The following is an 11,973-nucleotide window of genomic DNA, read 5'->3' as shown; positions in this document are numbered from 1 at the left end:
CCTGTCACTGCGGGGTGGGTGAAAGTTGGTTCCACTGCGGCCGCGCACCGTTCTTCAGCGATGGCGGTGGCGTGAAAAGCTGGCAGTCAGGCGGGTTGGCCGGGCACATTTTCGCCACCTGGTCCCAGGTCTTGGCCGGGTCCGGCTTTGCATTGCTCCAGTTGCGATAGTTCTGGCTGACGATGGGCGCGTTGGCGACGCTGGCATCACCGGAGAAATAGAACGACTGCGGATGTTGGTAGGCCGGTTGGCCTGGCCCGTCGCTGGTGGCCTGCTTGTAGAAGGCATAGCCGAACAGGATGGGTGGGCTGCCTTTGCCGGGTTTGAGTTCCAAGGCGTAGGCCTGCACGCTGGCGTCCAGGTGCTGGCTGCGGGCGGCGCTGTAGGGCAGGTGCTTGATGAAGTCCCGGCGCGGCGGATGGTTCATGGGCGAGAACATGCAGCAGGCCGGCATGTCCTTGGGCCGGTCCTCGGGGTAGGTAAGGAAGTAGGCCTTGTTGCCCAGGGAGACGAAAGAGCAGGTGTAGTTGTTGTCCTTGATCGGGAAGATCGGCAGGCAGTATTTCTCGTAGTGCTCCATCATCGCCCCGGAGCCGTCGCCGTCGGCCGGGACATAGTCGTTGTCGTAATAGCTGCTGCCCTGGGACACGGTGTAGTCGGCAGGTTGCAGGGTGCTGGGCGGGCTGCTGTAGGGCGGCGGGTTCTTCTCGTAGTTGGCGGTGACCCGGTACATGGTCCAGTCACTGACCCAGGTTGCCGGATAGAGCGGATCGGCCGGCTCGCCGGCCTTGCGCTTGATCACGCAGTTGTTGTTCAGGGCGTCGCAGCCCTTGGTGTTGTGCACGCCCATGTTGAAGTAGACGTTGTCGGGGTACTTCTGGGCCCACAGTGTCTGGCTGGCGCACAGCAGGGTGGCGGCCAACAGCAGGCGCTTGAAGAAACTGGCGTTCATCTGACTCTCCTTTGCAAAGCCGGGCGACCCAGGTCGCCCGGTGTTCCAGTGCGTGGCCGTTGCGGCTCAGCCTTGCTGATAGTCGTCGAGGTTCAGCGGGGTCGGCGGGTAGCCGGTGCTTACCAGGTCATTGGCCCAGATTTCCAGCACCTGGCGTCGGCTCTGGGGCAGGTCTCGGGTGATGGGCATGGCCAGGGTGCTGGCCTCCTGATAGTCCTTGCTGATCAGTTTGATGAACTGATCGATCGCGCCCTCGATGCGTTGCAGGGAGTTGAGCGGCATGTACTTGTTCATGATCGGGTAGAGGTAATAGAAGGGCTGGAGGATTTGCGGAAAGATGAAGCCGTTCCAGATCCGCACGTTGGCGTCGTCGAACTTGTACACGCCGTTCCAGTAGTTGATGAAGTCCTTGAGCATCTGCGGCTCTTGCGGCAGCACCCGCAGCGGCGAAAGGAAGTCGGTGAAGGCGGCGGTGTAGGAGAAGCTGAACGGGATGCCCGTCGGATCGTCCTGGATGAAAAACCGTACAGTGGGGAAGCCCGGCGCCACGGCATGCACCGTCAACTGGGCAATGCCGTCGGCATTGGTCTGGATGCGGGTCAGGCTGTAGGTCACGGTGGAGCCCATGCCAGCGGTATTGTCCAGTTTCCCGCTTATCGCTTGCGGGTTTTCGAACCTCAGGCATGGCCTCAGATCGATAGCGGACGGGGTCTTCAGGAACTGCTGATAGGTGATGGCAGTGCCTGGCGGCGGATCGGTATCCTCAACGGTCATTGCTTTCAGGCGTCTGCCGCTGCCCTCCCTGAACAGGCTGGGATGCTCCGAGCCGTCGACGAACTGGGGCATTCCCGGCTTGTTCAACTCTCGCGCATCCGGATGGTCAGTGATCAACACGAAATCCGCGGGGTTGCTGAAAGCCAGGTAGTAGTTGCTGGTGGTCAGCATGTAGGCGTTGTTGTATTCGGCAACCCACAAGGTGACGCCGGCCTTAGCGGGCTTGCCGTTGTATTGCACCATGATGTTCAGCGTCCGGCTGTCACCGACGTCGATGAAGCTGCCGCTCTCGATGACTTCCGCGGTCCACATCTGCTGTTGGGCGGCGATGGTTTGCGTGCCCTGCAGCCGCAGTGCCAGGTTGCCGTTTTTCAACAGGGCCTGGGCACTGGCGTCGAGGGGCAGGTCCAGCAGGCCGGAGCGCTTGTCAAAGGCGGTCTGCTGATATTGCTCGTAGCTCACGCTGGTCAGGGGCTCGAAGTTGCTGCCCTGCTGGACCCCTAGCTCATAGTTGCCGACGTGGAACTTGGCCGCGACCGGAATACCGTTATTGCGCCCGTCGAGATCGGGAGCGGCCGGGCCGTCATGGACGTCCGGGTAGATCGGAAAGGTATTGCCCAGGTCCAGAGACAGCGTGTTGCCATTGAGCTCGGCGCTGATCACGCCCAGATTGACCAACTGTTCATCCGCATGGATCAGCGCATCTCCCGGAACCTTTTTGTAGAAAGGCACCGAACTATTGGGCACGAGGCGCTGGCCGGCCGGTGCGGTGGGGAACTCGTTGGCGAACCACAGGCCCAGGGTGCCGGAGGTGCGGCTGTAGGCCGGGTTGAAGAAGGTCTCGGTCGGGTTGTCCAGGCCGATCTGATACAGCATCTGCAGCCGGGACATGTCCCAGGGGGCCTGGGAATGGCTGTCGACGATCTTGAAGTCGTTGAAGATGCCATTCATGTCGTAGACGGTCAGGTAGGTGGTGAACCTGAGCATCAGCCCGAGGGCGTTCTGGTTGGTCATTTCCTGCTGCAGGTTCTTCAGCAACTGCGAGTCGCCGATGAACCATTCCAGATGGTCCTTGGGAAAACAGGTCTGCCAGGTGGTGGTGACGTAGACCAGGCCGCCAAAGGCTCCCCAGTTGAAGTCGAGAAAGCGGTTGAGCATGCGGTACTTGTGATTCAGGGTCAGGCCACAGGTGGTATCCCCCAGCACCAGCTTCTCGAAGTACAAGGCGGTGAAGGTGTTCTGCCAGGGGCTGACGTCGACAAATCGTGCGGCGGTCGGGGTTGGGTTACCGAACGGGTTGCCCTGCAGTTGGTAGGATTTGTTGATCAGTGGATCGTTGTCGATGTAGCTGTCGACCTTGGATTCCCCGCCGATGATCACCGAGCGCAGTTGCTGGTAATCCACGGTGCCGCAGGCGTTGTCGCCGAACAGGTCCCACTCCGCCGGGATCATCGGGTAAGCGCCTGCGTTGCCGTTGGTGGGCACCTGCAGCACATAGTCCGGGACGTTACTGTAGGCCAGGGGCGTGATGGCCCAGGGCATCAGCCGCTCGGGAGCATTGCGGTCGTTGATCCCGTAGTAGTTCAGAAAGGGCCAGTTGATCTGCATCTTCACCGCGTCATAGAGCGGCAGTACATCGTTGTTGTTGAAGGTCGGCGGGTTCCAGAACATGAAACCGTTGAGGTAGATCCGTGGAAAGTTCAAGACGCTCATGAGCTGCTCTCCTTAGCGTTTCCACTGGGCGCGTTTGAGCGACCAGACGTAATCCAGTTTTTGATAACCGATGAAGTCTTTGTCCGGCAGTACGCTGGTGGGGTAGAGGATTCCGCCTGTGTGGTCGATGTTGAACGAGAAGAAGGTGTTCTTCTTCGTCGAATAGGCCGCCGTGTTGTGGCAGGCCAGGCACGATGAGGTGCCCTGGAACGCCGACTCCAGCTGGGAGTTGGCCAGCAACTTGGGCTCGGCCTGGTTGCGGTCGAACTGCACGCCGATCAGTTCGTACTGCGCCAGGTTCGGGTACTGCTGCTGGTAGCTGCTGTTCACCGGCTTGGCCGCCTCGGTGGGGCCGGTGGTATTGGTCATGGGCTGGGGCTTGGGGTCGTTGGTGACGGTGTACTTGGGATTGTTGCGGTTCTCGAAGGTGGTCCAGACCCAGTCCGGGGTCAGCTTGTTGATCACGTGCATGCCGCTCAGTGCGGCATAGCCCACCTGATACTGGCCCGTGCTGTCCACGTAATAGGCCTGGGAGATGTAGTACCCGTCCTGGGTCAACAGGGCCTTGAAGTCCTGGTCGGTGCCGATCCAGAACCAGGAGGTTTTCAGCTCCCAGGCCGTGTCTGGGAAGTCCAGGTTGCTGGTGAGCTTGGCCAGGCCATCGCGGTTGTAGATCTTGTTGGTGACGATGTAGTTGAAGGTGTCCTCGCCCATCAACAGGTGAAAGCGCACCAACTGTTCGTTTTTCGACGGCGGGACCGGCGGGCCACTGCGCATTTTCAAGGCCAGGCCATCCACCTGCTGGATGCCGTTCTGCGGGCTGCCAGCCATGTCGTTGCCGAGAAACTGAAACAGACCTTTGGGGTCCATGCCCTGCTTTTGTGCCAGATCCGGCACTTCGCTCGGCAGGTTCTCGTGGTCGGAATAGGGCAGGGGGGTGGCACCCTTCAACAGGTAGACCTGATCGGAAGGCTTGAACGTCTCCCAGACCAGATTGTTGTTGTGGCTGGCATCTGGCTGGTTGAGGCAGACAAACCAGTTCCACGCCATGGTTTCCGGGCTCTGCTTGAACGTGGCCAGGGTGGTCGTGGGGTCGTCTGCGAATGTGAGGAACTTGCCGCAATCGAAGGTGTTCGGGCCCTGTGCTTGAGCGAGGCCGCTCAACACACTGAGCACCGCTATAGGGATGGTTCGCCGCATGGAATCTCCTTGGCCTGAGCCGTGTCGTCATAGGGGCGCCCTAGGAAATGCTCTAGGAGCAGTTGCTTTACCGCAGTGGCCGGCAGGTGCTCCGGCAGTGGTAAATCGCAATCGGTGATCAGTAGCGGCCCCACCTCATCGTTGCTCGGCAAGCGTCCGTGGCTGCCGCGAATCAGTCGGGTATCCAGGGGAATCAGGTCCATGTAGTAGCGAAAGCCGAGCTTCTTCTGCAGCAGGCGGCGGGCGACCCGCAGCTTGGGAAAGCGAATCGCCGGATCGATGAACAGCTCCAGCGGGTCATAGCCCGGCTTGCGGTGGATATCCACGGTGCGGGCGAAGTCCGGGGCCAGGCGGTCGTCGAACCAGTAGTAGTAATCGAACCAGAAGCCCGGGGCGGCCACCGCCACCAACTCGCCGCTGCGCGGGTGATCGAGCTGCCAGGCCCGCTGTTCGGTTTTATCCAGCACCTGTTCGATGCCCGGCTGGCGCTGCAGCAGGGCCTTGACCCGAGCAATGTCCCTGGGCTGGCGCACGTAGACGTGGGCGATCTGATGGTCGGCCACGGCAAAGGCGGCACTGGCACCGGGGTCGAGCAACTCCCAGCTCAGGGACCGGCGTACTTGCAGCAGGCCCTGTTCCCGTAGCACGCGGTTGATGGAGATCGATTGCTGCACCGCTTCGATGCCGTATTCGGAAACCAGCATCACCGCCGCGCCTTGTTGCTGGGCAAAGTCCAGCAGGCGCCCGACTTCATGGTCGATGGCCTGCACTTCATCGCTGATGGACGGATGCTCGGGCCCCAGGCGTTGCAGGCTGTAGTCCAGGTGCGGCAGGTAAATCAGTTGCAGGTCGGGGCGGCTGATCTGGAACTCGGCGATGGCGCAATCGACGATCCAGCGACTGGAGGCGATGCCCGCCGCCGGGCCCCAGAAGCCCGGAAAGGGAAACTCGCCGATCTGCCGTTCGATGCGCTCGTGTAGCCCGGGCGGTGACGAATAGAGGCCGAACATCTTGCGCCCGTCGGCCGGGTAGTGGGGGCGTGGCGTAATCGCGGCATCCACCTCGGCGTACATGTTGAACCACCAGAACAGCTGGCTGCAGCGCAGGCCGGGGATCTCACGTTGCAAGGTCTGCCAGACCTTTTCACCCTGGATCAGCGCATTGGGCTGCAGCCAGAAGCGCACTTCGGCCTGATCGCGGAAATACCAGCCGTTGCCGACAATGCCGTGTTGCGAGGGCGGCAATCCGGTAAGGATCGAGGCCTGTACCGTCGAGGTCACGGCCGGGAACACCGGGCGCAGCCGAGCCATTTTGGCCCGTTGCAGCAGGGCGTTGATCCGCGGCGTGGCCGGGCCCAGCAAGCTGGGGGTCAGGCCGACCACGTTGACCAGCAGCAGGGGCTGGCGCAGCGCTTCAGAGGGCATGGGCCGGCGCCTCCATGGGAGACGATTGCCCACGTAGCAAGTGCCGCTGGCGCAACTGTTCTTCGACCCATTGCAGTTCTGCGGCAATGCCGTGGAGCAGGGCTTGTTCGGTGTCCGGGCGCAGGGTGCCGGGCAGTACGTTCCAGCTGTAGGTCTCGACTTCCAGCACCGGCTGGCACTGCGGATGGGCGGCGAGAAAGTCGAAGGTGCGCATCAGGGCCTGCTGGCTGCCATTGAGCTCCGGCAGCAGGAACTGCTCACTGAACAAGGGCACGTGAAAGTGAATGCGCAACTCGGGGCAGTGGCCTTGCACCGCTTCCACCGCCTGCAATGCCTTGGGCAGGTCGGCCCAGGCCAGCAGTTGGCCTTTGAGGTCACGGGCCTTTACCTGATGCAGGTAGGTGGCTTCGGCGAAGGTGCCCAGGGCCTGCAGCACCTGCTCGCGGCGTTGCGGGTCAGTCGCGGGCAAGTGACAGATCAGTGCGTTGGACAGTTGGATCTTGCCCACCGGTATGCGCGCCTGCAGCAGCCGTTGCAGCGATTGGTAGCAGTCCTCGAAGACCACCGCCTGGTGGCAGACGTCGAAGCACAGCGCCAGGTATTGATGGTGGGGATCGGTGGCTTTCCAACGCTGAAAGAAGGCGATGGCCTGATCGGTGTTTTCCAGTACGCAGTCCGGCTCCATCTCCAGGCACAGCAGGATCTTCTTGCCGCTGCGCCGATGCAGGCTGGCCAGCCCGGCGGTCAACTGCAACAGCTGGGCCTCGGCCTGTTGTTGCTGGGCGTCGTCCCAAAGGGCCGCATAACCTAGAGGCACGCTGGAAATCACGCCCTGCTGGCAGTCCAGGGGCAGGGCGGCGGCGAGCAACTCCGCCAGTTGCAGGCTGTATTCCAGGCGTTGCGGTTCGGCCCAGGTCGGTCGGTAGACTTCGGCCTTCACCGCACCCAGATGAAACTGGCCATAGGGAAAACCGTTGAGGGACGTCAGGCGCAGCCCGCTGTCGTGCAACAGCCCGAGGAAGGCTTCGCGCACCGCGGGCTGCTGCAGTTCGGCGGCCGCCTGGGCACTGATCCACAGGCCGCTGTCCTGCACCGCCAGGCCACGCTGGCGGCGTACCCCCTGGAAGTGCTGGCGGATCGAACTCTCCAGGCCGGCCACGTCCCGTGCCGGATGCACGTTGCTGCAGTAACCGATCTGCGCGGCGCACCAGCCGGCCCGGGCACTCATTTGACCACCGGTTCCTGGCCCCTCAGGGCCGAGTTGTCCTGCCACTGGCGACGCTGGTCGATGGGCAGCGGGGTACTCACCAGTTGCTTGTCGAGCTGCCCGCTCTGGGCGAAGAAATCCACCGGGTTATGGAACAGCACCTGTTCCACCTGGGCTTCGCTGAATCCGGCCGCGAGCATGGCCTGGCCGGTCTTGGGCACCTTGAGCGGATCGCTGATGCCCCAGTCGGCGGCGCTGTTGACCACCATCTTCTCGGTGCCGTACTCCTTGAGCAGGGCCACCATGCGCTGCTCCGACATCTTGGTGTTGGGGTAGATGGAGTGCCCGCGCCAGCAGTCGCTGTCCAGCACCAGGGGCAGGGTCAGTTCGTTGAGGTGGTCGATGATCACCAGATGCTCGGCGATAGCCACTTCCCGGATGACGGCCAGGGTGCGCTTGGTGCCGCCGATCTTGTCCCGATGCGGGGTGTGCACCAGCACCGGCAGGTTGAACTGCTTGGCCAGCTCCAGTTGCGCGGCGAGAAAACGGTCCTCCTCGGGGGTGATGTCGTCATAGCCAATCTCGCCGACTGCCACCACGCCGTCCTTGACCAGATAGCGCGGCAGGATCTCCAGTACCTCGTTGGCTACCGACAGGTCATTGGCTTCCTTGGGATTGAGGCCGATGGTGCAGAAGTGGTGAATGCCGAACATGCTGGCGCGAAAGCGCTCCCAGCCCAGAAGGGTGTCGAAGTAGTCAATGAAACTGCCGACGCTGGTGCGCGCCTGGCCTTGCCAGAAGGCCGGCTCGATCACCCCGGTGATACCGGCGGCGGCCATGTTCTGATAGTCGTCGGTGGTGCGGCTGACCATATGAATGTGTGGGTCGAAATACTTCGGCATGGTGAGTCCCTGATGTAGTGGTAGAGAAACCTGGGTGGGTGCGCCGGTGTCGATTCAGGCGTCGGGTGGCAAGTGCTGGAGCCAGTGCGGTGGCAGTCGTCGCTGCTGGCACAGGTTGCGCAAGCGTTGGCGCTGGGCCTGGCTCAACAACTCGAAGGCGATCGCATGGGGCAGTCCGTCGCTGACACTGCGGAACGCCGCCAACTGCTCTTCCATATGCTCCAGGGCCAGTTGGTTGAGGTCGACGCTGTGGCGCTGGGCCAGGCCTTCGATGCGCCCACTGTCCAGGCCCATGCCCAGGGTCTTGAGCACCAACTGGTGGAAGGCCCGGTCGTGGTAGTGGCGAGCGGGAAAGGGGTTGTCCAGGGCGATGGCGGCGAACACTTCACGGTTGTTGGTACGTCCGGCCTGGAGCGCCAGTTCGACGCTGCGACCCTCTGTGTCGAGGTCATCGAGGACCCTGAGCAGCACGCTTTTTTCCTGGTCGTCGCCCCAGAGAAACAGCTGGCGTAGCAGTGCCAGTTGATCGCCGTCGGCCTGCTGTTTCAGCAGTTGCTCCAGGAGCAAGGCCCGGGCCAGTTGGGTCCGGTTCCAGCCCGGGCTGGCGCTCACCCCTGTGTTGCCAAGGCGCCGCTTGCACTGGCTGCTGAGCAGCACCAGGGTGTTGGCCGACGGTTGGCTGGCCAGTTGCTCCAGGGCTGCGTGCCACCAGCGGCGGTTCTCGTCGTCGAGCTGGTTGTCGAGTTGGCGGCGGCGCTCGGCAAAGGCCTCATGGCGCATGGCGAGCGGGAGCGAGGTGGGGAAAATGACGTCCATGGTCATGTCGGCTTGATCCAGCGTTGAAGGTGGGGCAGCAGGAAGAACACCAGCACGCACAGCAGGCTGCCCAGGGGTTGATTGGCCAGAGCCAGCACCAGGGCATCGAACAGCGGCAGGGCGGCGAGGCCGGCACCGATAAAGGCACGAATCTGCCGCTGGCGCGGGTTGGCCAGGTGCCGCCGGTAATGCCAGCCCAACCAGCCCAGCCACAGCAGCAGGACCAGCCAGAACACCCCGTTGTCTGCGTAAGCGGCGAGGGCCAGGGGGCTGAGCATCAGCAGCAGCGGCAGGCGGCTGAGCAGCTGGTTGCGATGCTCCAACCGGGCCAGGTAGGTCAGGCCGGCGATGTAGGTGCCCAGCAGCGCGGCGCACAGCCACAGCGGTTGCGGTGGCATGGCCAGGCTGGCGGCGGCGGTCAGGTACAGGGCTGAGCGGCAGCCGCCCATGAGCCAGACGCTGTGGGGGTATTTCTTGTGCAGCAGGTTGTAGGCCAGGATGAACAGCAGCAGCAAGCCGGCACTGGCCAGCAGCCAATGGGGCTGCGCGATCAGGTGGCTCAGGCCCAGGACCGATAGGGTCGCCAGCAACAACAGGGCGGCGGTGGCCAGGCTGACCTGGGTGCGGCTGACCAGACCGAGGACAATCGGCCGCGGGTTTTGATGCTGCTGGTCCCAATCGGCATCCAGCAGGTCGTTGAGCAGCATCCCGGCCAGGTACAGCGCCGAGAGCGCCACCAGCAGCAGGGTCCAGACCAGCGGCGAGGGCGGTGCCAGGGTGGTGGCGCTGCTGGCCAGCAGCGCGGCGGCCAGGGCGTTGGTCCACACCGTCGGCAGGTTGGATACCCGGCCCAGGGTCAGCCAGGTGGTCAGGGAGGAGTGGCTCATTGGGCGCAGCCCTCGGTCCAGGCGAAGTCCGGCCCACCGAAGCTGCTCAGGCGCAGCAGCGCCTGCTCCATCACCGGCAGTTCGATGTGGTGCACATCGGTGGACTGGCCGAGGCGGTTGAGCATCGGGATCGACAACTGGCCCCCCAGGTGCTGGCGAAACTCCTCCAGCCCCAGCAGCACCAGGGAGCGGCCCTGGGCATCCTGCAACCGCAACTCCGGCGGGCACAGGTTGAAGCCGAGCTTGTCCAGCAGTTGCAACAGGCGCTGGGTTTCAGCATTGCTCAGCAGGCCGGTGGCATTGGCATAGAGCGCGTCCAGGGCCATGCCCACCGCCACCGCCTCACCATGGCGCAAACGATGCTGGCTGAGGTTCTCCAGTTTGTGGGCGGCCCAGTGCCCATAGTCCAGGGGGCGGCCATTGCCCCGTTCGAAGGGGTCGCCGGCCCCGGTGATATGGCCCAGATGCAATTGCGCGCAGCGGAAGATGGCGTAGCGGCTGGCGCTGTGTTCAAAGCTCGCCAGTGCCTCGGCCTGCTGCTCCATCCACTGGAAGAATGCAGCGTCCTTGATCACTGCCACTTTCACCGCTTCGGCCAGCCCGGCGATCTGGTCCCTGGGCGACAGGCTGAGCAGCAGCTGGAAGTCGTTAATCACCGCCGTGGCCGGGTAGAAGGCTCCCAACAGGTTCTTCTGGGCGAAAGCGTTGATGCCGTTCTTGACCCCGATGCCGGCGTCGTTCTGGGCCAGCACCGTGCTCGGGATGCGGATCAGCCGCATGCCCCGGTGGAAGGTGGCGCAGGCATAGCCGACGGCGTCCAGTACCGCGCCACCGCCCAAGGCCAGCACATAGCAGTGGCGGTCCAGGCCGTGCTCAAGCATGTGGGCATACAACTGCTGGAGGACGTCCGGGGTCTTGCTCAGTTCGCCCGCCGGTACCGGAATCGGTGCTGCCTGCAGATGCAGGTCGGCGGCGTGGGCGCTGAAATAGGCGTCGATCTGTTGCGGCAGTTGTGGGGAGCACTGCAGCAATTGTTCATCGATGAACACCAGCACGGTGGTCCGTCCCTGTTGCGCTTGGGCCAGTTGTCGGTGCAGGCAGGGATTGTCGGCCTGGAAAATGTGATCGGTGAACAGCACCGGGTAGTGGTAGCTCACCTCGAAGCGCCCTTCCAGAGGCTGGCTTTGCTCCATCGGCGATTGCGTAACACGAGGCTTGAGCAGGCTGCGGGCCCCCAGGACCAATCCCGGCAGCACCATGCTGGCGAGAATGGTCGCCAACAGCGCGTTCTGCTCCACCAGCAAACTGCCGATGGCGGCATAGGCCAGGGCCAGCCCGGCATTGGCCAGGGTGGTGACCAGCAGGAACTGGCGCAACGGATAGCGCTGCATGCCGGCGGCCAGTACCGAGGTCTCTGCCAGCACCGGGACGCCACGCAGGCAGATCAGCGACAGGGTGCTGAGGCGATAGGCCAGTTGTCCCGGCTGCCAGCTCCTGAGCCCCAGCCAGTTGGATAGCAGGCGAAAGTAGCCGGCCCCCAGCCAATAGCCCAGGCAGGCTCCCAGGCACAGGCCGATAAAGATCACCAAGTAGCCGCCGACGGCGCCCAGGACCGCGACGGCCAGTAGCGCCACCAGGCTGGAAGGCACTGGCAAGAGCACATCGAGGGCCAGCAGGGTTACCAGCAGCAGAGCGAGGCTGGTGCGTTGCACGGGATCGGAAGGGAGGAAGCTGCCCAGGTGATTCAGCAACTGTTGGATCTGTTGTTCAAACAGCAGGAAGCTGGCGACCACCAGGATCGAAAACAGCACTAACGAGAGCCAGTAATTTTCGGCCGCACCCTTGAATGAAAAAACTCGAGGCAATGAACTGCGCTTCATCAAGCATCCCTCTTGATTAATATGACTAATTCCGTGTCAGTGTCAGCTGGGGCAGGCGGGGGCGTCCGGTTATTGAGTTCCTCGACAGTTTTTATTGGTTTTCTGGCGGCTGAAGAGCACTTCAGTGGCGAGTAGCTATCAACTTAGCCAAGGCCGCTGGATTTGCAAGTAAGGTGAGTGAAGTGGCTTGCAAGGCTCTTTTTTGGCCTGTTGGGAAA

At 62.8% G+C, this 11,973-nt stretch carries 9 protein-coding genes; all 9 read right to left on the bottom strand.

The genetic code is table 11. From position 1 onward, the window contains the following. Positions 1-4: 4 nt before the first annotated feature. The 9 genes from P7C00_RS28905 to P7C00_RS28865 all read right to left on the bottom strand — a co-directional run bounded on the left by P7C00_RS28905 (position 5) and on the right by P7C00_RS28865 (position 11,755). Positions 5-952 (bottom strand): hypothetical protein, encoded by a 948-nt coding sequence (locus P7C00_RS28905; RefSeq protein WP_346635594.1) that lies wholly within the window; start codon positions 950-952, stop codon positions 5-7. A 66-nt stretch (positions 953-1,018) separates the two neighbouring features. Beyond that, positions 1,019-3,439, bottom strand: coding sequence for a hypothetical protein (locus P7C00_RS28900; RefSeq protein ID WP_404937774.1), 2,421 nt, complete (start codon positions 3,437-3,439; stop codon positions 1,019-1,021). A gap of 12 nt (positions 3,440-3,451) precedes the next feature. Continuing rightward, positions 3,452-4,639, bottom strand: a complete 1,188-nt coding sequence (locus P7C00_RS28895; protein WP_404937773.1) for a hypothetical protein — start codon at positions 4,637-4,639, stop codon at positions 3,452-3,454. Beyond that, positions 4,618-6,063, bottom strand: a complete 1,446-nt coding sequence (locus tag P7C00_RS28890) for an alkaline phosphatase family protein (RefSeq protein WP_404937772.1) — start codon at positions 6,061-6,063, stop codon at positions 4,618-4,620. The genes P7C00_RS28895 and P7C00_RS28890 overlap by 22 nt, the downstream gene beginning before the upstream one ends. Continuing rightward, the gene (gene eboE / locus P7C00_RS28885; protein WP_404937771.1) at positions 6,053-7,291 is read right to left on the bottom strand and encodes a metabolite traffic protein EboE; all 1,239 of its coding nucleotides are present in this window, start codon (positions 7,289-7,291) and stop codon (positions 6,053-6,055) included. The genes P7C00_RS28890 and eboE overlap by 11 nt, the downstream gene beginning before the upstream one ends. Then, complete coding sequence (locus tag P7C00_RS28880) at positions 7,288-8,172, bottom strand: TatD family hydrolase (protein ID WP_346635599.1); 885 nt, start codon at positions 8,170-8,172, stop codon at positions 7,288-7,290. Before P7C00_RS28880 ends, eboE begins: the two co-directional genes overlap by 4 nt. 54 nt (positions 8,173-8,226) lie before the next feature. Next, positions 8,227-8,994: an EboA domain-containing protein gene (locus P7C00_RS28875; protein ID WP_346635600.1), complete on the bottom strand. Its 768-nt coding sequence runs from the start codon at positions 8,992-8,994 to the stop codon at positions 8,227-8,229. Beyond that, positions 8,991-9,875 (bottom strand): UbiA family prenyltransferase, encoded by an 885-nt coding sequence (locus tag P7C00_RS28870; RefSeq protein ID WP_346635601.1) that lies wholly within the window; start codon positions 9,873-9,875, stop codon positions 8,991-8,993. The genes P7C00_RS28875 and P7C00_RS28870 overlap by 4 nt, the downstream gene beginning before the upstream one ends. Continuing rightward, positions 9,872-11,755, bottom strand: coding sequence for a 3-dehydroquinate synthase (locus P7C00_RS28865; RefSeq protein WP_404937770.1), 1,884 nt, complete (start codon positions 11,753-11,755; stop codon positions 9,872-9,874). Before P7C00_RS28865 ends, P7C00_RS28870 begins: the two co-directional genes overlap by 4 nt. Positions 11,756-11,973 lie beyond the last annotated feature (218 nt).

Source organism: Pseudomonas sp. JDS08PS003 (assembly GCF_045013505.1).
GTDB classification, from domain to species: Bacteria; Pseudomonadota; Gammaproteobacteria; order Pseudomonadales; family Pseudomonadaceae; genus Aquipseudomonas; species Aquipseudomonas protegens_B.
This window is presented reverse-complemented; position numbering and strand designations above follow the sequence as displayed.

Excerpts from the sequence above, each read along its gene's own strand:
- P7C00_RS28905 (WP_346635594.1), bottom strand. The coding sequence starts at position 952 with ATGAACGCCAGTTTCTTCAAGCGCCTGCTGTTGGCCGCCACCCTGCTG.
- P7C00_RS28900 (WP_404937774.1), bottom strand. The coding sequence starts at position 3,439 with ATGAGCGTCTTGAACTTTCCACGGATCTACCTCAACGGTTTCATGTTC.
- P7C00_RS28895 (WP_404937773.1), bottom strand. The coding sequence starts at position 4,639 with ATGCGGCGAACCATCCCTATAGCGGTGCTCAGTGTGTTGAGCGGCCTC.
- P7C00_RS28890 (WP_404937772.1), bottom strand. The coding sequence starts at position 6,063 with ATGCCCTCTGAAGCGCTGCGCCAGCCCCTGCTGCTGGTCAACGTGGTC.
- eboE (WP_404937771.1), bottom strand. The coding sequence starts at position 7,291 with ATGAGTGCCCGGGCCGGCTGGTGCGCCGCGCAGATCGGTTACTGCAGC.
- P7C00_RS28880 (WP_346635599.1), bottom strand. The coding sequence starts at position 8,172 with ATGCCGAAGTATTTCGACCCACACATTCATATGGTCAGCCGCACCACC.
- P7C00_RS28875 (WP_346635600.1), bottom strand. The coding sequence starts at position 8,994 with ATGACCATGGACGTCATTTTCCCCACCTCGCTCCCGCTCGCCATGCGC.
- P7C00_RS28870 (WP_346635601.1), bottom strand. The coding sequence starts at position 9,875 with ATGAGCCACTCCTCCCTGACCACCTGGCTGACCCTGGGCCGGGTATCC.
- P7C00_RS28865 (WP_404937770.1), bottom strand. The coding sequence starts at position 11,755 with ATGAAGCGCAGTTCATTGCCTCGAGTTTTTTCATTCAAGGGTGCGGCC.